The 24,810-nt window shown below is 65.4% G+C and carries 19 protein-coding genes; 2 read left to right on the top strand and 17 right to left on the bottom strand.

From position 1 onward, the window contains the following. Window positions 1-21 precede the first annotated feature (21 nt). From ribF to LG373_RS03625, 13 genes are all read right to left on the bottom strand, one after another. Entirely contained in the window at window positions 22-945 is a 924-nt protein-coding gene (gene ribF / locus LG373_RS03685; protein WP_225749049.1) for a riboflavin biosynthesis protein RibF, read from the bottom strand. Next, window positions 929-1,942: a tRNA pseudouridine(55) synthase TruB gene (gene truB, locus LG373_RS03680; RefSeq protein ID WP_225749048.1), complete on the bottom strand. Its 1,014-nt coding sequence runs from the start codon at window positions 1,940-1,942 to the stop codon at window positions 929-931. Before truB ends, ribF begins: the two co-directional genes overlap by 17 nt. After that, entirely contained in the window at window positions 1,939-2,958 is a 1,020-nt protein-coding gene (locus LG373_RS03675; RefSeq protein WP_225749047.1) for a bifunctional oligoribonuclease/PAP phosphatase NrnA, read from the bottom strand. Before LG373_RS03675 ends, truB begins: the two co-directional genes overlap by 4 nt. Before the next feature lie 12 nt (window positions 2,959-2,970). Further along, on the bottom strand, window positions 2,971-3,411 hold the full coding sequence (rbfA, locus tag LG373_RS03670) for a 30S ribosome-binding factor RbfA (protein WP_114566934.1): 441 nt from the start codon (window positions 3,409-3,411) through the stop codon (window positions 2,971-2,973). Window positions 3,412-3,519: 108 nt separating this feature from the next. Then, complete coding sequence (infB, locus tag LG373_RS03665) at window positions 3,520-6,267, bottom strand: translation initiation factor IF-2 (RefSeq protein WP_225749046.1); 2,748 nt, start codon at window positions 6,265-6,267, stop codon at window positions 3,520-3,522. An 18-nt stretch (window positions 6,268-6,285) separates the two neighbouring features. Further along, window positions 6,286-6,567, bottom strand: coding sequence for an RNase P modulator RnpM (rnpM, locus tag LG373_RS03660; RefSeq protein ID WP_114566936.1), 282 nt, complete (start codon window positions 6,565-6,567; stop codon window positions 6,286-6,288). Between the two features lie 26 nt (window positions 6,568-6,593). Next, the gene (gene nusA, locus LG373_RS03655; protein WP_114566937.1) at window positions 6,594-7,808 is read right to left on the bottom strand and encodes a transcription termination factor NusA; all 1,215 of its coding nucleotides are present in this window, start codon (window positions 7,806-7,808) and stop codon (window positions 6,594-6,596) included. Window positions 7,809-7,833: 25 nt separating this feature from the next. Then, window positions 7,834-8,307, bottom strand: a complete 474-nt coding sequence (gene rimP / locus LG373_RS03650; RefSeq protein WP_216529720.1) for a ribosome maturation factor RimP — start codon at window positions 8,305-8,307, stop codon at window positions 7,834-7,836. 340 nt (window positions 8,308-8,647) lie between these two features. Further along, window positions 8,648-9,811, bottom strand: coding sequence for a putative ABC transporter permease (locus LG373_RS03645; RefSeq protein WP_216529721.1), 1,164 nt, complete (start codon window positions 9,809-9,811; stop codon window positions 8,648-8,650). Window positions 9,812-9,888: 77 nt separating this feature from the next. Further along, a complete protein-coding gene (locus LG373_RS03640; RefSeq protein WP_216529722.1) occupies window positions 9,889-12,291 on the bottom strand; it encodes a glycoside hydrolase family 3 C-terminal domain-containing protein in 2,403 nt (800 codons plus the stop codon). Between the two features lie 24 nt (window positions 12,292-12,315). Next, window positions 12,316-13,728 carry a DUF2252 domain-containing protein gene (locus LG373_RS03635; RefSeq protein ID WP_216529723.1) on the bottom strand — a complete coding sequence of 471 codons (1,413 nt, stop codon included), beginning with the start codon at window positions 13,726-13,728 and terminating at the stop codon, window positions 12,316-12,318. Window positions 13,729-13,869: 141 nt separating this feature from the next. After that, the gene (locus LG373_RS03630) at window positions 13,870-14,604 is read right to left on the bottom strand and encodes a LytTR family DNA-binding domain-containing protein (RefSeq protein ID WP_216529724.1); all 735 of its coding nucleotides are present in this window, start codon (window positions 14,602-14,604) and stop codon (window positions 13,870-13,872) included. Between the two features lie 159 nt (window positions 14,605-14,763). Beyond that, complete coding sequence (locus LG373_RS03625; protein WP_216529725.1) at window positions 14,764-16,620, bottom strand: sensor histidine kinase; 1,857 nt, start codon at window positions 16,618-16,620, stop codon at window positions 14,764-14,766. Between the two features lie 31 nt (window positions 16,621-16,651). Here LG373_RS03625 and LG373_RS03620 point away from each other — a divergent pair, with 31 nt between their 5' ends. Then, window positions 16,652-17,764 carry a hypothetical protein gene (locus LG373_RS03620; protein ID WP_216529726.1) on the top strand — a complete coding sequence of 371 codons (1,113 nt, stop codon included), beginning with the start codon at window positions 16,652-16,654 and terminating at the stop codon, window positions 17,762-17,764. On the opposite strand, the gene LG373_RS03615 is transcribed toward LG373_RS03620, so the two are convergent. The 4 genes from LG373_RS03615 to LG373_RS03600 form a co-directional block, all read right to left on the bottom strand. After that, window positions 17,761-18,462, bottom strand: a complete 702-nt coding sequence (locus tag LG373_RS03615) for a molecular chaperone (RefSeq protein WP_216529727.1) — start codon at window positions 18,460-18,462, stop codon at window positions 17,761-17,763. The two genes, LG373_RS03620 and LG373_RS03615, sit on opposite strands and share 4 nt — an antisense overlap. 2 nt (window positions 18,463-18,464) lie before the next feature. Next, window positions 18,465-19,691 (bottom strand): NrfD/PsrC family molybdoenzyme membrane anchor subunit, encoded by a 1,227-nt coding sequence (gene nrfD / locus LG373_RS03610; protein ID WP_216529728.1) that lies wholly within the window; start codon window positions 19,689-19,691, stop codon window positions 18,465-18,467. A gap of 87 nt (window positions 19,692-19,778) precedes the next feature. Beyond that, window positions 19,779-20,399: a 4Fe-4S dicluster domain-containing protein gene (locus LG373_RS03605; RefSeq protein WP_216529729.1), complete on the bottom strand. Its 621-nt coding sequence runs from the start codon at window positions 20,397-20,399 to the stop codon at window positions 19,779-19,781. 10 nt (window positions 20,400-20,409) lie between these two features. After that, the gene (locus LG373_RS03600) at window positions 20,410-22,824 is read right to left on the bottom strand and encodes a molybdopterin-dependent oxidoreductase (protein ID WP_216529730.1); all 2,415 of its coding nucleotides are present in this window, start codon (window positions 22,822-22,824) and stop codon (window positions 20,410-20,412) included. A gap of 333 nt (window positions 22,825-23,157) precedes the next feature. Between LG373_RS03600 and LG373_RS03595 the strand changes: the two genes are divergently transcribed. Then, entirely contained in the window at window positions 23,158-24,723 is a 1,566-nt protein-coding gene (locus LG373_RS03595; RefSeq protein ID WP_216529731.1) for a CdaR family transcriptional regulator, read from the top strand. Window positions 24,724-24,810 lie beyond the last annotated feature (87 nt).

The raw sequence follows: 24,810 nt of genomic DNA, 5'->3' as shown, positions 1-24,810 counted from the left end.
CCCCGTTTTGCTCGCACAACCCTACAGGTTATCCCTCACCCATTGGATGTTGCCCTGCACGGTGGCTATGAGCTCTTCAAGGTCGTCGAACTTGCGCATGGGTCGCAACCAGTGCAGGAACTCCACCTTGATGGGCTTTCCGTACAAGTCGCCCGAGAAATCGAGCAGATGCACTTCGCAGGTGGCCGTCGCGCGATCGGCGAACGTAGCCGCCACACCCACGTTGACCGCAGCCTTGTAGCGAGCGCCGTCGACCACGGCCCACGCGGCGTACACGCCGTCGCCCAGCGGGCGCAGCTGATCGTCCGCCACCAGGTTCGCCGTCCGAAATCCCAGGTCCGCGCCCTCTCCGCGCCCGGGCATCACCGTTCCCGTCATGAAGTACGCGCGTCCTAGAAGCCGGTTCGCTTCCTCGATGGCGCCGTCGGCCAAAAGCAGGCGGATGCGCGTGGCCGTTATGGGCGCGCCGTCTTCGCTCTTCAGGCTATGAGCGCGCACGTGCGTGCCCTCGACAGAGCCCCACGCATCCAGGTCGTCCACGGTCCCTGCCGCGCGAGCTCCGAACTTGAAGTCGAATCCCACGTGCAGAAACGCCGGCGGCGTACCGTCGAACGTCTGCACGAGAAAGCGCTCGGGCGAAGACGCCGCGAATTCCCGCGTGAAAGGAAGCGCTACCACCGCGTCCACGCCGGTTTGTGCCAGCATGGCCAAGCGCTCGTCGTTCGTCATGAGCTTCTTGAGCCGATCGGGGTGAAACACCTCGTCAGGATCGATGTCAAACGTCAGCGCCACGCTGCGTCCGCCGCTTTCGCGCGCCGTCTCGCGCGCGCAGTCAAGCAGGAACCGATGCCCGCGATGCACGCCGTCGAACACGCCGAACGCGCACGACGCGCCGGAGAAGAACGCATGGTCGAAAGATTCGTCCGCCCTATAGATCTTTGCCACGAGACACCCCCGTCTGAAACACGCAGCGCGCCTGATACGCATCGCGCGCCTGATCGTAACCGTACAGCGCAACCAATTTGTTGTCGGCAATCACCGCAACCGTCTCCCCGTCCTTCGGACCCGTGCAGCTTTCGCGCACGCCCGAGGTGCATGCGCACAGCTCAAGATCGGCCGTCGAGCGACGCCGCTCGTACAGGGGATGCGCCGAAGCAGGCAATGGAGAGCCGTTCGCCACCTTCGTGACAGCCGCATCCTGCGCGAACAGGAAGCGCCCGCCCAAAAGCCGAATGGGATCGAGCGCGGCGCGGTCCTTGAGCTCCGCGAGCACGTCCAAGCTGACGCACTCTTCCAAGTCGAGCGTCCCCAGGCGCGTCCGCTCCAACGCGGCGACGTGAGCCGGGCAGCCGAGCGCCACCCCCACGTCGCGCGCCAATGCGCGAATATAGGTGCCCTTCGACACGTGGAACGCCACGTCCCAGGTGGGAAGCTCGTCGCCGCGGCCCTCGCGCACCTCGAGCAAGCGCGCCTCGTACACCTCGATGTCGCGCGGAGCCAGGTCGATGATGTTGCCCGCACGCGCAGCTTCGTAGGATTTCTTCCCGTTCACCTTGATGGCGGAATACGCCGGCGGCAGCTGCTTGCTAGCCCCCACCAGTCCCTCCACGAACGAAGCGGCGAAGACGGGGTCGGTCACGCAAGCCGGAACGTCGCCCGTCCGCGTCACGCGGCCCTCGGCATCGTCGGTATCGGTCCCCACGCCGAACGCGATGGTCACGCGGTAGTGCTTGTCGTGCGCGGTCAAATACGACCCGAGCCTGGTGGCGGGGCCGATGCAGATGGGAAGCACCCCGGTTGCCATGGGATCGAGCGTGCCCGTGTGCCCCACGCGACGCTCCCCGAATATGGTCCGGCATCGATTCACCACGTCATGCGAACTCATGCCGCCGGGCTTGTTGACCCCGACGACCAGCGAAAGCCCCGATGTTCCCCGCTTCACCCCGTGCACGCCCCTTCGCCAGCCTTGGCCCCAACCGTCTTCTTCAATGCGGCGTCCACCAAGGCCACCGCTTCGTCCAAGGAGCATTCGAGCGTGAATCCCGCAGCAGCCCGATGCCCTCCCCCGCCGAACGTGCGAGCGAGCGTCGCAACGTCGGTGTCGTCCTTCGCGCGCAGGCTTCCGCGCACGACGTCTCCCTGCTCGCGCAGCATGCAGGCAACGCGCACGCCCGACACTGCGCGCAGCGCGTCGATGATGGGCTCGGCGTCGGCCTTCACCGCGCCTGCCGACTCGAAGTCGTCAAGGGACAGCCAGCTCATGGCGTACGCGCCGCCAGCTCCAAACCGCATGCGGCCCACGGCGACGCCTTCAAGGCGCACCGAGGGGAGCGAGCGATTCTGGAAGATGGCCCGCGAAACGAACGCCGGGTCGGCGCCCGCTTCGACCATCTGAGCCGCGGCGCGCATGGCGGCCGCGTCGGTGTTCTGATACTGGAAGCGCCCCGTGTCCGTGACCAGCCCCGTGTAGCAGCACAGGGCGACGTCTCCCGAACGGTCGACGCCGAGCAGCCCCGCCACGTCCCACACGAGCACGGTGGTAGACGCCGCGTCCGGATCCACGTACACCAGGTCGGTCATCGTGGTATCCACCGCATGGTGATCGATGGTGACCGCAAGGTCGCATTGGTCGCGCAGCGCGGCCGCAGCCTCGGCGATGCGCTCGCGCGTGGGCACGTCCACGGCCACGAACGTGCGCGCAGGCCCTTCGTACAGCTCGGCCGGAACAAGATCGTCGGCACCAGGCAGGAACCGCAAGCGCTCGTCGATCGGCTCGTTTTTGGCAAGCACGCACGTCACGCGCTTGCCAAGCTGCCGCAATGCGGCAGCGAGCGCAAGCTGCGACCCGATGCAATCCCCGTCGGGGCTCACGTGCCCGCACAGCACGAAGTCATCGCGCTGCTTGAACGCCGCGGCAAGCGCCGCAAGATCGGTATTCGTTTGGGGGGTAACGGACATACGGTCTCCCTGCTATTCGTCGGCCGATTCCGCCACCTGCGCGCGGGCGCGCTCGTCTGCAAGGGGGTCGGCGTCGGCGGGCACGTCCGCATCGGTCGGCTCGTCCACCTTGTTGCGCGCGGCATCGCGCTCGAGCGCCGTAGCAATGCGCTCGGCCTGGTCGACGCTGCGATCCAGCAAGAAGCGCAGCTCGGGAGCGATGCGCCACGACAGCTTGCGAGCCATGAGCGAGCGGATGCGGCCCGACGCCTTGGAAAACGCCGCCGCCACGTCCTCGTAGCGCTCGGGCTCGGTGGTGTAGAACACGTTGCACACGCTGCGGTCGTAGCTGACCTCGCAGCCCGTGATGGTCACGAGCTCAAGGCGGGGATCGGATATCTCGAACAAAAGGATGCTCGCGATGACCTCGCGGGCCTGCTCGTTCACCTTGCGGTTGGAAGAACTCTGTTTCATGATGCCATCTCCTTCCGAAGAGGGGTTATGCGCAAAACGCGCTCGTCAAGCCCAGTGTAACGTGGAACGTTTGACGAGCGCGCAGATTATTGCAGTGACGGAGAACGGTTACTCGGTCCGCTCGACTTCCTTGATCTGGTAGCCTTCGATGTGGTCGCCCACCTTGAGGTCCTGGAACTTCTCGATGCCGATGCCACACTCGTAGCCCTGCTTCACGGACTTCACGTCGTCCTTGAAGCGACGCAGCGAAGCCATGACGCCCTCGAAGATCACCGTGCCGTCGCGGACGATGCGCACCTTGTCGTCGCGGTTGATCTCGCCCTCGATGATGTAGCAGCCGGCGATCGTGCCCACCTTCGGCACCTTGAACGTGTCGCGCACCTCGGCGATGCCGGTGTCCTCTTCCACGATGTCCGGGGACAGCAGGCCCACGCGCGCCGCATTGATCTCCTCGATAGCCTGGTAGATGATGCGATACAGGCGGATGTCCACCTTCTCCTTCTCGGCCTGCTGCTTGGACTTGCCGGTCGGGCGCACGTTGAAGCCGATGATGATGGCGTCGGAGGCCGAGGCCAGCGTAACGTCGGTCTCGGTGATGCCGCCCACGGCCGAGTGCACGATGTTGATACGCACCTCGGACTGGTCCATCTTCTCGAACGCGTCGCGCAGCGCCTCGATGGAGCCCTGCACGTCGGCCTTCACGATGAGGTTCAGGTCGGTCTGCTTGCCCTCCTCGATGCGGCTGAACAGATCGTCCAGGCTCATGTGGGACTTGGCGTCCTGCTCGGCCAGGCGGGCGCGCAGCGCGCGCTCCTCAGCCAGCTTGCGCGCATCGCGCTCGTCGGCGAACACGCGGAACTCGTCGCCGGCGGTGGGAACGCTGTTCAGACCCAGAATCTCCACCGGATCCGCCGGAAGCGCCTCGTCGACGTGCTTGCCGCGCGGGTCGACCAGCGCACGGACGCGGCCGTGCGACGTGCCGGCCACCACGACGTCGCCCGGATGGAGCGTGCCGCGCTGGACGAGGACGGTGGCCACGGGGCCGCGGCCCTTGTCGAGGTTCGCCTCGATGACGAAGCCGGAAGCCTCGGCGTTGGGGTTCGCCTTGAGTTCGAGCACATCGGCCTGCAGCAGGATGGTTTCAAGCACGTCGTCGATGTGCAGGCGCTTCTTGGCCGACACCTCCACGAACATGTTGGAACCGCCCCACTCCTCGGGGATGATGCCGTATTCGGTAAGCTCCTGGCGCACGCGATCGGGGTTGGCGCCCGGCTTGTCGATCTTGTTCACGGCCACCACGACGGGGACCTCGGCGGCCTTGGCGTGGTTGATAGCCTCGATGGTCTGCGGCATGACGCCGTCGTCAGCGGCAACCACCAGGACGATAACGTCGGTGACCTGGGCGCCGCGAGCGCGCATGGCCGTGAACGCCTCGTGGCCCGGCGTGTCGATGAACGTGATCTGACGGCCGTCGATCTCAACGACGGACGCACCGATGTGCTGCGTGATGCCGCCGGCCTCGCTGGCCACCACGCCGGTGTCGCGGATGGCGTCCAGAAGCGACGTCTTGCCGTGGTCGACGTGGCCCATGACGGTGACCACGGGCGGACGCGACTTGAGGTCCTCGTCCTTGTCGTGGTACACCACCGCGTACTCCTCTTCGGGAGACACGACGCGCACCTTGCGGCCCATGTCGTCGGCGATAAGCTCCACCAGGTCGTCGCTCATGGACTGCGTCAGCGTGAGCACCTGGCCCAGCATGAACAGGCGCTTGATGATGTCGTTAGGCTGCACGCCCAGCAGATCGGCGAACTTGCCGACGGTCGAGCCTTGCGGGATCTCCACCACGGAGTCGTCGAGCACCAGCTCGGGGTCGAGACCCTTCTCGATGGCCTCCAGCTCCAAGCGCTCGCGCGTCTCGGCCTCGCGCTTCTGCTTGCGCTTCTTGCGGCGGCCTTCGCCCTCGCTCGACGTAGTTGCGGCGGCAACGGCGGCGCGGGCCTCGGCCAGCACCTTGTCGCGCTGCAGCTTCTCGGCCTGCACGGCCATCTGGGCATAGCGGTCCTCGGGCTGGGTCTGCTGCGCCTCCAGCTCGGGAACGATCTGCTCCACGTGGCCGCCCTTGCGGCCGTGCTTCTTGGGAGCACGGTCGGGCTTGCCCGACTTGCGCGCGGAGGACGCTTCCTGCTTCTGCGCCTCGATGCGCTGCTTCTCGGCCTCGATCTGCGAAAGCAGCGAGTCGAAGCCGGACGCCTTCTTGGCGCCCAGCACCGGAGCGGGCTTCTTGGGGGCCGGAGCGGACTTGCCGCCCTTGCCGCTGCGCTGGCGCAGCGCTTCCTCGACGGCCTGCTTCTTGGCAACCTCGGCGGCCATCTTGGCCTGACGGGCGCGAGCGCGGGCTTCCGCAGCCTCGCGGGCTACGCGCTCCTTCTCGCTCTCGATCTGGCTGGCCAGGCTCTCGAACGGCGACGACGCCGGCGCTTTGCGCGGATGGTCGCCCTCGTCGTGGGAGCCGCCCTCGTCGGACGGGCCCTCTTCGGCGCGACGGGCGCGCTCGGCCTCGCGGGCGGCGCGCTCCTGCTCCACGGCTTCGCGGCGGGCGCGCTCTTCCTCGGCGCGCTTGCGCTCGGCCTCGGCGCGCTCTTCCGCCAGCTTCCTGGCCTCTTCGTCCTCGAGCTGGCCCGCACGCTGCTTGATCTCGGGCTCGAGGTTCTTGCGGATCTTCTCAACGTAGGCGTCGGCGAGCATGCTCGCATGGCTCTTCGCAGGGATCTTCATCTGTTGCAGCTTGTCGAGCAGCTCTTTGCTCGACATATCGAATTCCTTCGCCAACTCATGTACGCGCATGCTGGCCATATACCACTCCTCTACTTCTTAATTCGCTTCGCGCGAGGCCGTTGCGACGTCGGCAGCGATCCGTTCGTACTCATCGCCGCCGAGCGTCGTCTTGAGCGCCCGGTCGAGCTTTTTCTTCTTGCATGCGGCGGCGAAGCATTCTGCGGAGCAAACGTACGCCCCCCTGCCCGGCGCACGGCCGGTCCCGTCGAACGACACGGTGCCCGAAGGATCGCGCACGATGCGCAGAAGACCGGCTTTCGCCGCCGGCGTTCCGCATGCGATGCAGCTGCGCTGCCCCTTAGTCGTCGTCGTGTTCATTCGCAAGGCCGCCTACCTGGTAACTCTTAAGCCTCGTCGAGGTCCGCGTGGACGCCGCAGTAGCGGCTGCCCGGACGAGCGTGGTTGCGGCAGCGAACGCCGTCCTCGCCCACGTACGAGCACAAGCCCGCCTCGTCGTCCACGTCTTCCTCGTCGATCAGCATATTGCCCTCGGAGGGAAGCTGCTCGCTTGTAAAGCTTGCGCTCTTGATGTCGATGTGCCAGCCTGTCAAGCGCGCGGCAAGGCGGGCGTTCTGGCCCTCTTTGCCGATAGCCAGCGACAGCTGGTCGTCGGGCACGACCACCGTGGCGTAGTGGTTGTCCTCGTCGATTATGACGCGCGTCACCTTGGCGGGCGACAAAGCGTTGGCCACGTACACGGCCGGATCCTCTGCCCACTGGATGACGTCGACGCGCTCGTTGCGCAGCTCTTCGACCACCATGCGCACGCGGCTGCCCTTGGGGCCGACGCACGCGCCCACCGGGTCGAGGTTCGCCTCGCGCGAAGCCACGGCGATCTTGGAACGGGCGCCCGGCTCACGCGCGATCGACTTGATCTCCACCATGCCGTCGTAGATCTCGGGGACCTCGATCTCGAACAGGCGACGGATCAGATCGGGATGCGTGCGGGACACGACGATAGCCGGACGGGCCTGCTCGCCGCGCATCTTCGGCGCATCGGAGTTCGGGTCGCGCACTTCGATGATAAGCACCTTGAGGCGCTGGTTGTGACGGTAGTGCTCGCCCGCCGGGCGCTCGTTGCGCTCGTTGGGGCTGCGCTTGACGTCGTAGTGCGGAAGCTCCGCCTCCACGCCGTCGCGAATCTTGATAATGGTGAACTCGGGCGTGCCCTGCAGCACCGTGCCCGTGACCAGGTCGCCCACGCGGCTGGAGAACTCCTCGTAGATGGACTGACGACCCGCTTCGCGCACGATGGAGGCGATGACGCCCTTGGCGTTCTGCGCGGCGATGCGGCTCACGTCGGCCGGCGTGACGTCGCGCTCCTCGAACTCAAGGTACTCGCCGGTTTCCTCGTCGGGCTCTCCCACCGGAACCAGCTCGTACACGTAGATGTGCCCCGTCTGGCGATCGATGGTCACGCGAGCGTCCCACTCGAGGTCAAGAATGCGCTCGTAGCTCTTCGCCAGAGACACCTCCAGGCGCTCGATGAGATAGAACTCGTCGATCTTGCGTTCGTGGGCCAGCGCCTGCAAAGCCTCGATCAATTCTGAACTTGCCACGTCTTCGCTTCCTTTCCTCTTAAGCTCAAGCCTTCGAGCTGAAATCGATCATGCCCTTGAGATGGGCGCGCTTGATGGTGTCGAGCGGGATCTGCACGGAGGAGCCGTCCACGTCGAGCGTCACGACGCCCTCGCCAGCCCCCTGGATGGTGCCCGTCCACGTGCCGCGGCCGTCGAGCGGCTGCGCCTTGACCACGGCCGTCTGCCCCGCATAGCGCGCGAAGTGCTCGATCGTGCGCAGCGGGCGGTCGATGCCGGGCGAGGACACCTCGAGCGTGTAAGCCCCGGGAAACGGGTCCAGCTCGTCCATGATGTCGTTGATCCACGCCTGCGCGGAGGACAGCTCGTCAAAGCTCACGCCCTCGGGCGTGTCTATGAACACGCGAATGGTCGGAGCCTTCTTGGCGCCGACGACCTCCACGGTCACGACCTCCACGCCCTCCTGAGCCGCACGGGGTTCCAGCGCGTCAAGCAGCTGTTGTTCCTTTTTGCTGAGCACGCCTTCTCCTTTCTGTGCCCTAACATACAAAGAAAGCGGGTGAAACCCACTTTCTCGTCTGCGAAAGTATGGTGCGCGCCGTCGCGCGCTTGCTGTTCTGCAATGCGCGAATATTTATACCATACGGCCCGCGTTTTGCCTAGTCTTGCCAAGAAGCTGCCCGCAAGTTCCCCACATTTTGCGCGAGGGCCGCGCGAAGGGGCCCGCGCAGCCGAATCCGGACCCCTGCCGGCGAAATCGCCGAGGGACCGGCCGTTTGGGCGCAGGCACGGCGTACCCGTCATCCTGCAATTCAAACGGACGAGCCCCGGCAGCGATTCCGCCGGGGCTCGAAGCCCGGCTACACGTCCGCGCGAGCGGAATCCTCCACGTTCATGTCCATGGTCTGGAATCGGTTCTGCATGTACTCGTTGTCGAAGTGCTTGGCGTAGAACTGCTCGATGGGCGTCTCGGGAGCCTTCCCCGCCATGCGCTGGTACCAGCAGTCGATGGACTGGATGCTCATGATGCCGTCCACCAGCATGAGCGCCGCGCACACGGCCGTCACGCCGTAGCGCCAGTTCCACGGGATCATGTTGATCAGCTTGAGCAGCTGCGGCAACAAGAGCTTGATCCACGCCATGCCCAAAACGCCCCACATCACCATGAACACGAAGTTCGTGCGCCCGTCGATGGACAGGAACGATCCCGTGTAATCCCATGCGCGGATGCCGAAGGCGAACTCCATGATCCAGCTGGTGAAGAACTCGAACGCACCGCCGATGACGGCGCTCACCAAAAAGACCACCCAGATAGGCTTGTCATGGAAGCGGTTGAGCGCGATGGTCATGAGCAGCGCGCCGAAGCCGTAGATGGGCGAGAACGGCCCGAACAGCATGCCGGCGCGGTCCTGGTACTCGTGGAACAGAATGAAATGGTAGATCGTCTCGATGACAAGACCCAGGATGCAGCACACCACGAAGATCCAGAACAGGTTGAAGAAGTTCAGCGTGATGAATCCTTTTTTGGGCTTGCGCTGTCGCGCGACCTTGCGCTCCTGGGCGCGCTGCTCCTTGTCCATCTTCTTGAGCTTGTGCTGCAGCCGACGCTCCTCTACCAGTTGCGGGTCGAGGTACGCGGTCACCGCAATGAGGATGACCAGCTGGATCAGGTACCCGATGTGATGGGCGGAAAGGCCGAACAGCATCATGGTGCCGATGATGGACAGCACTGTCAAAGCAACCAGCGTGTTGGCCGCGGCCGCCGCATGCTCGCGCCGGTTGCGGATCAGGCGGTAGCCCAAGAACACGAAGAGCACGGCGGTGACCACGAGCACCACCATGAGGGCGGAGAAGATGATCACCGACGCCATGCGGTAGCCTTCGCCGCCGATGCCCTGGACGAACGCCAGGACCACCGGGATCAGATCGCCCAGCGACGTCAGGCCGCCCAGCATGCACAGCACGCCGAACAGCTTCAAAAGCCAGGGCATGCGCCCGTCTTCCTTGTTGTTCCCCTCTTGCATTCCCATTCCTTTCGATCGAGCGGCGCCGCCGTCTTCGACGGTCGGGCACGCAGCCTTCTTTCTACTGTGCAGCCGCTTCACGCTTGCGTTGCAGGGTCCTCGGAAGCCGAGGCGCCGGCAAGCACGCGACGAAGACGCTTGAACCCTCTGAAGAACCGATAGTTCAGTATATCAACCGCGCCGTCCACCAGCCCCATGTCGACGCCCGACATGGCAAGCGTGCGAAGCGGCGTGTCCATGACCATGCGCTCGGCCGCCGCGCGCGCCGCAGGGTCGCTGCGCGCGAGCAGCTTCAGCTCGTGGCGCAGAATCCAATGCACGGCGCATCCCACGAGCGACGCCTTGAGATCCCCTACCGTCGCATTGGGCGTGTAGGGGCGCATGGCAACGATGACCTTGGGATACGGCTTGGCGTACAGCGCCCTGAACGCCTCGTCGGCAAATCCCGAGGCATGCACCGCGCGATACGCCTGCGGCACCGCTTGCCCCGCGCGGGGAACGCCCGCCACGTCAAGGGTGACGCGCAGTCGCACGTCTTGGCTGGAAGCGGACACCCGCACATCGTAAGCGCCCTCGAACACCTCCCAAGAGGACGTTTCAGGATCGTAATGCGCGAACGCCCGTCGAGGAAGCGCCAGTTCGACACGGCGCTCCTCGCCCGGCTCAAGCGCTACCTTCGCGAACGCCTTGAGTTGCTGAACAGGGCGGATTCCCGCGTCGTCGAGCGGCGCCACGTACAGTTGCACGGCCTCCCTGCCGAACCGATCCCCTACGTTTCGAACCGTGCAAGACACGGCGAACCCATCGTCGACCGCCTCGATATGCAGGCTCTCGTACGAGAAGCGGGTGTAGGACAGCCCGTGCCCGAACGGGTAGGCCACCTCCACGCCGGCGGCATCGTAGTACCGGTAGCCGGAGAACACGCTCTCCCGATAATGCGCCTGCCTTCCGGTAGCCGGGAAGAAGTCCGCGCACGGCGTGTCGACCAGGCACACGGGCCAGGTTTCCGCAAGCTTGCCCGAAGGGTTCGCGCGACCGAGCAGCACGTCGGCAGTCGCCTTCCCGCCGCAGCAGCCCGCCAAGTAGCTCAGCAGGATGGCGTTCGGACGGTCGCGCCAAGGAAGCTCTACGGGCGACCCACCCTGCAGAACCACCACGGTGTTCGGGTTGGCCGCGCACACGCGCTCGACCAGGCTGTCATGGCCTTCGGGCAGACCCATGTGGGAGCGGTCGGCTCCTTCCGACTCCGATGCGTCCGGCAGCCCGACGAACACCACAGCCGCATCGCAGCGCCGCGCGACCGCGGCGGCCTCCTCAAGCTGAGCCTCGGTTGCCGCGCCCGTTTCGCGATCGTAGCCTTCAGCGTACGAGCATGCGGCTTGGGCGGCGACCAGCTCGTCGAACGCGCAGTCGAGCGAAACGGGGTTGATCTTGGACGACCCCGCCCCCTGGTAGCGCGGGTGCTTTGCGAACGCGCCGATCACCGCGATGCGCGCGCCCAGCTCAAGCGGCAGGGCGCCCTCGTTCTTCAAGAGCACCGCCGACTGCTCGGCAACCTCGCGCGCAACCTCGAGGCGCGCGTCAAGGTCGCGGATCCGGACGATGTCGCGCGCACGCTCGTGCTTGTCGTGCAGCTGAAGCACGCGGCGCACGGCGTCGTCCAAGCGCTCGCGGGATATGCGGCCCGCGCGCACGGCGTCAGCCACGTCAAGGCGATAATCGGGGCGAACCCCGGGCATGACCAGGTCCAATCCCGCCGGCAGGCTGTCGGCGTTCGAGCTTTCGGCGCCCCAGTCGCACACGTAAGCGCCGTCGAAGCCCCACGCCTTGCGGCCAACCTCTTCCATAAGCCAAGGGTTCTCGGAGCAATACGTGCCGTTGATCAGGTTGTACGCGGTCATAATGGTCCAGGGCTTGCCCTGTTCCACAGCCAGCCGGAACGGCTCCAGGTACAGCTCGTGCAACGCCCGCTCGTCCACCACCGAATCGGAGATGAGCCGGTGCGTTTCCTGGTTGTTGCACGCGAAGTGCTTGAGCGACGCGCCCACGCCGCGGCTCTGCACGCCTTGGATGTAAGCCGCGCCCAGCGTGCCGGCCAGAAAGGGGTCCTCGCTGAAATACTCGAAGTTGCGACCGCACAACGGGCTGCGCTTCATGTTCACGCCGGGGCCCAGCACCACGGCCACGCCCTGTTCGCGCGCCTCGTCGCCTATGGCCTCCCCCATGCGCCGCAGCAGGTCGACGTCGAACGAGCACGCCGAGGCGCTGGCCGTGGGAAAGCACACGGCGGGATCGCTTTGGGAAAGCCCCAGGTTGTCGGCCGCGCCCGACTGGTGACGCAAGCCGTGCGGGCCGTCGGACACCTCGATAGGGGCAACGCCCAGCCGAGGGCAGCCGCCGAGGACCCAGTAGCCCTCGCCGGTCAGGCATGCGCACTTCTCTTCGAGCGTCATCTGCTCGAGCACCGATTCGACGTCCATAAGGCATCCTCTCCTTGCGCCCTGCTACGACAGCGGTTCCGGACCGGCGTCAAGGCCGCCGTGGGCCAGCGCATCGACGAACACGCGGTAATCAGCTTCGTTCTGGTCGGCGTAGGCGCGCGCGAAATCAGCTACGGCCCGGTCGAACGAACCCGATGTTCCCAGGTAGCCTGCGATGGCGCACCGATCGCCCGTGCGCGCATGAGCGCGTGCGAGCGTCCAGCCGCACAAACGGCCCGTGGCCTCGATCTCGGCGGCGGGCGCCGTTTCAAGATCGGTCGACGTCTTCCAATCCCAAAGCTGCCGTACGTAGTAATCGCGCTTGCGGCCCGTCTCGTCCGGCGCGCTCGTCCATCCGAGCAGCACGTCCCCCGCAGCCTGCATGAGCCGCTGCCCCTGCACCACGCGCTGGCCGTGGGACGCCCATCCGCTGGGTCCGCAATAACGCTCGAGCACCGAAGCCTGCGCTTCTTTCACCTGCAGCACAAGCGGATCGCGCACGTCTCGACCCACAAGCGCGATAATCCACGCTCGCGTGCCCACGCTTCCCACGCCCACCACCTTTTGGGCGGCGTCAAGGTATTCGTACTGATCGAACAGGCAGCATCGCTCGGGCGCAAGGCTTTCACGGTACCCCTCCAGAAGCTCGATGAGCGAGGCGGCCACGCGATCGGCCTCGGCAACGGACGAGAACCGATCGAGCGGAACCACGTTGGGGGGATCGAACGCGATGGTCGCTCCTGCTTCGCCCACCTGCACGAACCGGCCAAACGCACGGGCGCTCGTCTTCGAGAAGGCGCGTTCGAGCTGCTTGCGCACGCGGCGCTCCTCCTTTGCGGAAGCGCCCTGCAAGGCATGCGACAGCACCTCTTCCACATCGAGGCGCGCGCTGTGCACGTCAAGGGCCCCTTTGCGCGCGAACGAGGCCATGGCCTCGCGGTAGGCCGCCGTCGCAGAGCGCACCGCAGCGCGACGCCAACTGGGCTTGAAGCCGCGGTTGCGCCCGCATATTTCGATGCTTGCAGCCAGGCGCTTGACATCCCACTCCCACGGCGCGGGCGCGGTTTCGTCGAAATCGTTGACGTCGAACACAAGGCGCCGATCAGGTGCCGCGAAACCGCCGAAGTTCGCTATATGCGCATCGCCGCACGCCTGCACCGCCAAGCCGGTGGAAGGAGTGCGCGCAAGGTCGGCCGCCATGCCCGCCGCGTTGCCGCGGAAGAAGGCGAACGGAGACGCGCTCATGCGCAGATGGCGCTCGGGCAGCAGGTAGCGCAAGCGATCCGCCTCTTGCTCCCTCAAAAGGTCGATGACCTGGGAGCGACCCGCCTGCACGGACCAGGCGGCATGGGATGCGCGCGGAACGGCGCCGCGCAGGGCCTTGCCGCGGGAAAGCCCGCTTCCGACGGCCGCGCTGCAATCGCAATCAAGCTTCATGGGACCATCCCTTCCGAGCGCGCGAAGCGCTCTGACCGCATACTGCCGCTTCGTGCAAGGCGCAGTGGAGAGTACAGTATAGGCGAGCGGCGCTCTGCCGGCCGCCTTCCGCGAAACAGGGCGGATCAACCGCGAAATCGGTCACTTCGGCAACGTGGAGCCCGACCCCCTTCCCCCGCAGGCGGCATCTACGAAATACCGATGGTACGCCTCGTGCATCTTGCGCTTCTCTTTAACGCGCACAGGAACGCGAGTGCCGTCGCGCAGGACGAAGTCGTCGCGCACGTCGGCGATGTAGTCCATGTTGACCAGGCAACTGCGATGGCAGCGCAGGAAGCGGCCGTCGTCGAGCTGATCCTGTACGTCGCCAAGCTTGGCGAAACCACGATAGCAAGCGCCGTCCACCGTATGCAGCAAGACCGCATGATCGCGGCTTTCCAAATACAGGATGTCGCCGTAGGGAATGTAGCGACGTCCGGTTCCCACGCGAAACGCCAAGCGGGGAACGGAAGACGGCAGCACTCGGTCGAGCACGCGCTCGATCCCCTGCTCGCTTACGGGCTTGATCAGGTAATCGGTTGCGCGCACCTCGTAGCTGTCCACGGCGTGTTCGCGCGATACAGTCAAAAAGACGATATTCGTGCTCGCACCGGCGCTGCGCAAGGCGCGCGCAACGGACAGGCCGTTCTCTTGCTCCAGGTACACGTCCAAGAACACGAGATCGAAAGGCTGCTTCGCGGAATCCGCGATCAATTCCCGACCTGTGGCGTATTCTTCGCAGCTTGCGCGGGCGCCACGCGCCGACAAAACGCGATCGAGAACCGTGCGCAGCTCGGTGCGGCACACGTCCTCATCGTCGCAGATCGCTATCCTCAACTCGCCTTCCCGCCTTCCTTGCAAAGATGCAGCCGCCTGGCTTTTCCTATGAACAGTTTACTCGCAATTTAGCGGCACACCACTATTGACATGCGGCTATCGGCAACGAATCCGCCGCGATAGAGCATGCGGGAACCGGCACGGCAAGATCGAAACGGGTCACAGGCCGCGTTCTTTCGCCCCATTCCCAAGCTTCAATACAAGGCGCACGACGACCGCGTCCTCGCCCGAATCGATGACCAGCGCGCCGTCGTGCGCCTCGACGATCTGCCGCATAGCGGGCAGGCCCCATCCGTGATCGCCCCCGTCGGACTTGCTCGTGGCATCGAACGATGCATCGGCGGGCATGACGTTCTCGCACCGTGCAACCAGTCGGTCGCCTTCGACGCACATGGCGAAGTCCACGTAGGGACGCCGGCACCCCGCAAGGCGCGCGCGATCGCACGCCTCCACTGCGTTCGACAGCAGGTTGGACAGCAGCACCGCAAGCTCGGTGTCGCGCAGCGGCAGCTCCTCGGGGACGCGCACGTCGCACCGCACTTCAACGCCGCGCTCCTGAGCAGGCGCCAAATACCCCGTCAGAGCCGCGTTCACCACCAGGTTGCCCGAATAGCGAACCGGAGCCGCGGCGTCATGGCCGGAAGTGAGCTCGTCCAGATAGGATCGGCACCGATCCAAAGCGCCCTCTTCAAGCAGGCGCCGCAACGTCTCCACGTGATGGCGCAGATCGTGACGGGCCATCCGGGTAGCCTCCTCGGCACGACGCATATGCAGCAAGCTGTCCTTCGCCGCACGCGCCTGCACGGACAGATCCCGCACCCGCTCCTGCGCGGCGCTCATCCTTCTCACGCGAACGACCAGCATGCAGGCGAACACGGCTACCATGGCCAGCGCCGCGTATTCCTGCTGCCAAAGGCCGTACAACGGCTCGTACGCGTTGTTGTCCAGCAGATTCGCCCCCAAAGAAGCGCCCAGGACCGCGCATGCGCACAGGACGTAGCGCGCTTCGGGGCTGCGCGACCCCAGGCCAATCGCGGCGCAGACCGTCAGCATGACCCAGCAGGCCAGCCTGAGCAGGGTCTGATACGCGCCGTACGCTTCGATGGTGACCGGCCAAAGCGGAATGACCGCAGCCACCCACACGAGCGTGACCAGCGGCAAGAAGAGCATCGCTCGACGCGCAACGCGTGCCCACGACCGATCGAGCGCCCCCGTCGAGCGCGCCGCCACCGACGCCGCGCACACGAACACCGCCGTCCAGGCCGCATCCTCGACGGCGTAGACCCACGGATCCCCCAAGCCCAAGCGCCACGCGATCCCCCGCCAGCCCGCAACGGACAGCGCAAGGCACAGCAGGCCGAAATCCCGTACGACCGGGTCTTCCCCGCGGCGCCCGTACACAGCGAACGCGAACAGCGCCGAGACGAGCGGAAACAGCACGAGCACGCCCGATAGCAGGGAGTTCGCCAGCTCAACCTGCGCGATAGCCTGCGCCGAACCGATAAGGGGCGGGTACACAAGACCGCTGTAGTAATGGGATTGGTTGCGAACCTCCAGCACAAGCTCGGTGTGCTCGCCCACGATCAAGGCCGCTTCCGGACCCGTCTTGTCCGACGCCACCGAAATCCCGTTCGCGTACAGCGTGTAGTCGGTGAACACTTCGGGCAGCAGAATGACGAGAGAGCGCTCGGCGCGCGGCCCTTCGTAGCGCACGTCCAAACGGTACGTCGCGCTGCCGAACGCCGACGTGCCATTCGGCAGGTACGAGAAGTTCGAGTACTGCCCGATGAACGTCTCGATCGGAGCGGATCCGTCCATGGAAACAAGCCAGCCGTCCACGAGCGGGACGGACCGAGCCACGTCGTCGTCGGAAAGCGCGATCGAACCGTCGTCCCCGTACGGCGGAGGCGCAGCGTATTTGTTATCATGGAAATACGTAAACGAAAGCAAGCAGCCAACCGCAAGGAACACGACCGCAGCAGGGACGAGCGCACGGACGATAGCGCGAACCGACATGGTGCCCCTCCCCCGAGACGACAGGATCCTCGTGCCACATCATACCAGAAGCGAATCGAAGGCGGCGGCGTTCGGTTGCTGCGCCCTTGCCGCATGCGCGGCGCTCGCGATAGGATGCGCATGCCCGAGCGCAAATCAAGCCTGGGCGCACGAGGGCGTCGCGCTCTCGGATCGCTCGTTGGGAGGAAGCGGCGGGGTTCTCGGCGGCGGGATCTCGGGGAACGGCACCGCATCCCCGACCGTCGAGCAGCCGTACGGCCAGATTGTCAGGATCATACCGGGAAGGGGCATGACGACCGTCTTGTTTCTGCCGGCGCTCCCCATCGATCCCGGATGGGGGCAGGTGAAGCACCCCGACCTGCAGGTTCTGTACCTGGATCGCCGCTACGCCGACGAACCTGAAGACTCCTGGGAGCGCTGGGGCGTCTACACGTGGAACGAAGACCACCTGATGTACGAAACGCCTGAAGGGGATGGCATCAGGGCCGTGTACGACGACAACTTCGCCAATCCGTCCATTCGGCATTGCGCAGTCTTCCATCGCTCCGAAACCGTCGACTACCGCGACTTCTACCTTCGCGCCACGGCCGTCGTGCTCCAAGACGGCGAAACCGTGGAGACGGTCTTCGAGCCCGCGCTCATCACCTACCCCGAAGGCTCGCGTCCCTCCGACGACGAGAACGGCCTCACGCCGCCTCCTTCGGTCGTCAATCCGCCCGAAACCGATTCGGGAGGCACGGGCGGAAACATTGGAGGCGTAGGACAGGGCGAAAGCGAGCGCGTCCATCCCGAAGGCGGGCCCGAAGCGCCGGAGAGCAACGGGCCTGCCGCGCAGGAGGCATCTGAGCCGACGGGCGCAGGCGGCGTTCGCGCGAGCGACGCGCCCCAGGAGCGCACCGCGTCCGAGCCTGCGCAACCGTCGGTCGCCCCGGCACCCGAAAAAGCCTACGCCGCACAGGAACCAACCGTCGAGCCTGGCGCCGCCGCAACCCAAAAGCCAACCGTCGAGTCCGACGCCGCCGCAAGCGAGGTCGCGGACGAGCCCGCCGGCCTGCCCGGATTCGCCTGGGCCTTGGGCCTGACGGCCGGGGTCGTGGGCATAGCCGGCGGCGCGATCGCCGTCATGCGCGCCAAGCGCCGCTAAACGCCGACGCCCTCCGCGAACGCGCAGCACGCGCCCTCGGCAACCTCCACGATACCAAGGTAGTAGCCTTCGGGGGCGGCGCTTTCCACCGCCTCGCGCAGCGCCGTCGCCCAAGAAGCCGGGTGCTCGCTTGCGAAACGCGCCAAACGGCGCCCGTCGCCCGCGGGGCGCTGGCCCGTCGCCATCTCCCTGCAAGCCGCAGCCAAGTAGAGCAGCTCCAGGCCAAGGTGGTCGGGGTACTGGTTGCTCGGCCCGCGCACGGCAAGGCCCGCGTCGCGCAGCAAAGCGCGCATCTCGAAGGCCGCATCGCCGAAGCCCGCCTCCCCTACGCGCCCGCGCACGGCGTACATGGTTTCCCAAGGCGGCGCCGCAGGCTTGGGCGGGCCGATGAACAACCGCGCGTACTCCACGTCCACGCGCTCGACGGCGGCATCGCGGCACGAGGAAGCGCCGCGCGCATAGCGCTTCAGCCGATCGACCCCCAAAGCAGCCCGATCATGACAGCGAAAAGCGCTGCTCAGCTGCTGGGAAAACGCATCCCAGAACGATTCGTGCAGTCCGATCGACGTTTCGGTGGTCATGGGCCGCAGCAAGCTGTTGCCAAGAAACGCGAACGTTTCCGCCCGGCTACGCCATACGTCCCGCCAGGTCGAGGTTGCCGCAAGCACCGACGCCGGCCACTCGGCGCATTCCATCATAGCTACTCCTCTGCTCCTAAACTACGCTCCCAAGCCTTGTCGTCGGCCTCGGCGGGAGCGGGGTCGTAGCGCAAGAACACTTTCGCCAGCAGCAAAAACGCCATGACGCCCACGGCCACCATGCCCACGACGATCAGGATCTCGGGCAGCGTAGGAGCGTACGAGCTGGTCACGGCCCAACCGTCCATGCCGTACAGGCCCCTTGACGAGCTGGACCCGCTCACCAGGCCCGGAGCGCCCGACACGTTCGGGAATATGAAGCTGGTGAACAAAAGCCAGATGCGCTTGCAAAACACGCCGACCACAACGCCTGCCGCCGCCAACGCGACCAAACCGGGGCGTCGGCGATTGCGCGCGAACACGAGGATGCAGAACGGAACGACCACGCCCACGATAACCTCGATCCAGAAGAAGGGAGCGGTTGCGCCCCACACCATCTGGCCGAACACCTCCATGCCGTGCTCGGTGCCGGGATAGGCCATGGTCAGCACCTCGCATCCCACCATATAGCCGTCCACTGCGATGCACACGGCAAGAAGGCCCGCCAGGTTCGCGATAAGCTTGCGCGACGTGGCGAACACGCGCTGCCGGTTCATCCACAGAAGCGACAGCAGCAAAAGCGCCAAGCCCGAATCCATGGCCGACGCCACGAACAGCGGGGCCATGATGGTGGAGTACCAGCCTTCGCGCGCAATCTGCAATCCGAAGATCCACGCCGTCACCGAGTGCACCAGGATAGCCACCGGCAGGGCGAAGCGCGATACGATGGCCACCTTGTCCTTCGCACCGGGCTTGCGCGACGTCATGAAGTACAGGTAGACCAGGTTGATGACCAGATACGTGCTGATCACGCATATATCCCATAGAAGCGGCGAAACGAAGTTGGGCGTTACCAGCAAGTTGAGCAGGCGCACGATGCCGCCCAGGTCGATCAAAACGAACGAGCCCGCGATGCAGATGCACACGAGCGATACCAAGATGGCGGGAAGGGCCACCTTCTTGTACTCCGCCACGTGGAAGATCGACGCCGACGAAGCCACGATAAGGCCGCCCGCGGACAGCCCCACGAAAAACATGAAGCAGGCGATGTACAGGCCCCATGACGTGCCGTTCGACATGCCCGTGACGCCCAACCCGCCGACGAACTGGTACGCATACGCGCCCACGCCGACGGCCGCAAGGGCGGCCAACACGGCGAAGGCGATTTTATAGGTTCTTGTTAACTGCATGTAGGTTTCTCCTTAACGCACGGATCTGCGCAGCCGCTCGGGCGGCGCGACGCCGCAACGTCGCGCCGCTCGGCCAAGCGATGCGATCTAAAGTCCGATATAGAAAAGCTGCGGGCGCGTGCCCTTTTCTTCGAGCAGATGATGGGCTTCGGGCGAACACGCCAACTTCGAGATGTCGCTGTCGGGATCGTCAAGGTCGCCGAACGTGCGAGCGCGCGCCGGGCACACGCGCACGCACATGGGAATGTCCCCGTCGTCGGTGCGCTCCTTGCACAGCGTGCATTTTTCCATCACGCCCTTGGCGCGTACGGGAACCCGCGCGTCACCGTAGTTGAAGGCAGGCTCGCGCACCGGCTCGTCCCAGTTGAACACGCGAGCGTTGAACGGGCAGGCCGCCATGCACATGCGGCAGCCGATGCACTTGTCGTAGTCGATTTCCACGCGCCCCGAAGCATCCTTGTAGGTTGCGCCCGTGGGGCACACCTTCTGGCAGGCGGCGTTCTCGCAATGCTGGCACTGCACGGGCAGGTAGACGCGCGTCAAGTTGGGGTACTGCCCCACCGCGCCGTCGATGACGTCGCAATCCTTCGTCAGGATGCGGTTCCACAGCATTCCCATGGGCACGTTGTTCTGCATCTTGCAGGCGTTCGCGCAGGTATGGCAGCCTACGCAACGGTTCAGGTTGATGGCGATAGCCAGTTTCGTCATGGTTGCCCCCTTACGCTTTTCTGATCTCGACGAGCGTGTCGGAGAACGGGATGACCGGGCCGCACAGCAGCTCGTCGCCGCGCTCTACCGCAGCATCGTTGGTAACGGATTGCAGGTTGCCGCGCGCCAGGTAATCGGCCGTAGCGCCCTCCACCAGGCGAACCGACCCCGATCGAATGGCAGGATTGCCGTGAACGCGCACCTCGAAGCTGCCGCGGTCGTTGAACACCTCCACGACGTCGCCCGTAGCCAGGCCGCGCGCGGAAAGATCGGCGGGATTCGCGTCCAGCGTGGGCTCGAAGTACTGCTGGATCCACTTCGCGTCGTTGAACTGGTTGTGGATGTGAAAGCGCGTGCGAACGTTGGCCAGCTGAAACGGGAACTCGCTGCGCAAAGGGTTCTGCGCGTTCGCCTCGAGCGTCGGCTCCCATTGGGGAAGCCCCTGCCCGAAAGGCACGAGGTTCTGGTAGTACAGGTCCAGCCTTCCCGAAACCGTGTCGAACGCGAAGTCGGCGTACTCCTGGCGCGGCTTCTCGATGCCGGGCAGGGGCCACGTGCCGTGGTGCTCGTTGATCTGGTCGATGGTAAGGGAGGCGATCCGCGGATCCTCGGCGCCCGAGAGAATCACCGACGCCAGCTCGGTCGAGTCCTTCGGCAGCGCGTCCTCGCAGCCGAGCCGCTTCGCGAACTCCTTCTGGATCCAGAAATCGGTGCGCGCTTCGAAAAGCGGGTCGATCACCTTGTTTTGCAGCACGATCTGGTTGTACCCCACCTTCACGGCGCCCACTTCGGCATCGAGCTCGAAGCGCGTCGTGGCGGGCAGCACGTAGTCGGCCCACTTGGCGCCTTCGGTGAAGTACGGATCGATCGACACGATCAGGTCGAGCGTGCGCGCCCAGTCCTCGGTTTTGGACATGTTGGCGAAGTGCTGGGCCATGAAGTCGCCGCAGCAGATGTAGGCTCTCACGCTGTTGGGCTTCGTGCGCATGTCGTAAGCCGCCATCTCGTCTTCAGAGGGAGCCAGGGAATCCGGCAGCTTCCACGATCCCAGCGTTGTGGAATGGCCGTTCCAGCATCCGCCCACGAACACGCCGACATTCGCGCCGGGCTTGCAGATGTTCCCGGTCACGCCAGCTAGCACTGCTGCGGCATGACCTGCGATATCGGCGTTGCCCATCTTGTCGTTGCCGCCCCATCCTAGCGCAAGCGACGACGGTCCTTTGGCGTACGCGCGCGCAAGCGACTCGATCTTTTCAGCGGGAACGCCCGTGACGCCCTCGGCCCATGCCGCCGTGAACTCCTTCTGGGTTTCGACCAGCACGTCGTAGGCGGTCCGGGCGCGCACGCCGTCGATCACGACCTCGCCGGACAAAGCCGCCGAGACGCCCGGCTGGTCATAGGGAGCGGGCCGGCCCGTAGCCGAATCGATGACGAAGAACGGGTTTTCAGCGCCCGTCTGGGGCTTTTCCACCTGAGGGTCTTCCGCATGCTGGCGCACGAGCTGCCCCGTCGAAGCATCCACCAGGAAGGGCAGCGACGTGTGGGCGGCCATGAACGCCCGATCCGCCAGCCCTTCGTCGAGGATCACCGACGTCATGGCAAGGAACAGGGCCGCGTCGGTGCCCGGCTCGATAGGCACCCACTCGTCGGCCTTGCCGGCCGTGGTCGAGAAATGAGGGTCCACCGACACGATGCGCGCGCCGGCCTCCTTCGCCTCGAAGAACAGGCGAACCTGGGGCAAGCTGGACTCGCAGAAGTTGCATCCCACCATGAGCACCATGCGGGAGTTCACCCAATCGCGCGCCTCGCCCGTGGCCATGGCGAAACCGCCTCCGTAGCCGATGGCGGGGTCCAAGCCGTTGCCCATCCCCACGTCGATGCCGGCATTGCCGCCGGTCTGCGCGCCCAGCAGCGACGCGAGAAACGGCATGCTCGCCTCGCTCGACGAGGTGACCATGACCGCCTGCTTGCCGTGATCGCGCTGGATGTCCTTGATGCGCGAAACGATGTCGTCGAGCGCTTCGTCCCAGCTTACTTGCACGAATTCGTTCGATCCCCGCTCGCCTACCCGCTTGAGGGGCGTCTGCACGCGCCCTGCCCCGTATATATGCTGCACCTCGGAGATGCCCTTCAAGCAGATCGTTTCGTAACGATCGTCCACGCATGTGTTCGGTTCCACCTTCACCAGACGGCCGTCGCGCACCGTGCATTTGAGCGGGCACATGCCGCCGCAATGCTCCTGATGGTACGTGCAAGCCGTATGCTCTTCGCCCGCCGCCGCGCGCTCGGCGCCCGACGGGCCGATGCCCGCGTACGCCGCTGCGGGCGAAAGCCAGCTATCGGGCGTGAACATGTCGGCCCCTGCCGCGACCAAGCCGCAGGCGGCGAGGGACCCCGCGAGGAAACCGCGCCTCGTCAACTCCATGTACTTCTCCTATCGTCTTGCTTGCATTCGGGTTGCGCCAAGCCCTTCGCACGCCGTGCCGTCCCCCTGGCCCTCGTCCGTCGCGCAACCCGCACCAGGCCGCAGTGTAGGAAACATGAGGGAACGCGTCTTTATTCCATCCGCCGAAATACGCGGCCCAAGCTTTGTGCATAGTGAACAAAGGGGAGTATCATCCCAGGTGAAAAGATGCTGTAGCAAAGAGCGGGCAGCGAATCGCACCGCGTTTCACCGAGCGATCCGCAAGCCTTGAACCCCGTTCGAAGGGCGGAAAAGACCGGTCGCCCGGCAGCGCTTCGGCTCGAAGGAGGCACTATGCGCTTCAACCTTGACCTTGTGCGGGACGAACTGGCCGACCTCTCCCCCGTCGCGTTGTTCGACCACTCGACGCACCTTGACCTCGATCGAATAGAACTGCTCGAAAAAGCCAGCGGGCCTCGGGCGGGAAGCTTGTTCATCGCAGAGGCGGAAACGCTCGCTCAGGTCGATCTCGAAGCGTTCGACAAGGGGGCGCTTTTGATCTTGGGCCCGGACCTGCCGGACACCCATGCGCTGCCGCTGCCTGCCGTGCTGGTGCCCGACCCGTCCCGAACGCTTCAGGCAAGCGCGCTGCTGGCGCGGCTGCTTGAGTTTCGCATGCGCCTCGATGCCTGGTCGGAATCGCTTTTGGAGGCCATGGCGCGCGACGCGTCGCTGCAGGAGGTCATGGACGTGGCGGCCACGGCGTTTCGCAACCCCCTCATGGTGTCCGATTCCGCGCTGTACTACGTGCTGTGCGCCGGGCACCTTCCGAACGACTTCCATGACGAGCTTTGGACGACCGCCATCGAAACGGGCGTGTGCCCCACCGAGCTGTACTTCGACCTTTGGATGAGCAGTTCCGAAAACGCCTTCCACTGCGATCGGGCCTACTTCGTGGAGAACGCGCCCCGAACCGGCCATTCCTACCTGGTTCGCAACCTGCTGCACGACGGCGCGTACCACGGCTGCTTCGAGCTGGTCGACGCGAACGCACCGTTCACCCAAAGCGACCTGGTGCTCGCGGATCACCTGGGACGACTGCTCGTGCTGATCCTCCCCCGGCAGATCTACCCCCAGCTTGACAAGTCCTCGAAGAACCCGATCGACGAACTGCTTGCCGGCAACGCCGTACGCGGGCGCGTGCTGGCCTACGAGCTTTCGAAGTTCGGTTGGTCCGTCGACGACCCGTACTACGTCTGCCGCTTCAGCGGATCGGCGCGAAGCGAGCGCTCGGAAGGGCCCCACCGCCAAACGCTGAGGCGGATCGAGCGGCGGTACCCGCGCGCCCGGTTCCTCGAGGCCGAAGACGATGCCTACCTCATGGTCGCCCGAGAAAAGGACTACCCGCTTGACGAAATGCGCGAGCGCCTGGAGGAACCGGCGGCCGACGACGGATTGCCGGCGCGCTTTCTGGCGGGGTTCTCGTCGGTGTTCTCCGACTTCCACTTCCTGCGCACCGCCGCGCAGCAAGCGAGCTTCGCCCTGAACCTCGTCGAGGACGATCCGTCCACCGGGCGGAATCTTCGCACGGTCACCCGATTCTATGACGATTGCTGGTTCGACGACCTGTCCGATCGCCTGAACCTGACCGGGGACGCCCGTTGGCTGCTCGATGACCGCGTCGTGCAGCTCGCGCGCATCGATGCGCGCGAAGACACGCGGTACGTAGAAACCGCGCGGGCCTACCTTGAAAGCGGATGCGGCGCCACGCATGCCGCCGAGGCCCTGTTCGTCCATAGAAACACGCTTTCGTACCGGCTGAAGAGGATACGAGCCCTCAGCGGGATGGACCTGGAGGACCCCTCGACCGCCGGCACGGATCTGCTCAGGATCCTCCTGTCATGCAGGATCGTCGCTTGAGGTCCCGCGCCGCCTGAGGGACGCACGGGGCGCGCCGCAGCATCGCCCCACGCCGTGCAACCGTGCGCGTGGGCGATGTTTTTACCC

This window comes from Paraeggerthella sp. Marseille-Q4926 (genome assembly GCF_916618935.1).
In the GTDB taxonomy this organism is placed as follows: Bacteria; Actinomycetota; Coriobacteriia; order Coriobacteriales; family Eggerthellaceae; genus Paraeggerthella; species Paraeggerthella hominis.
The sequence above is the reverse complement of the archived record's forward strand: the minus strand, read 5'-3'. Positions and strand labels throughout refer to the sequence as shown.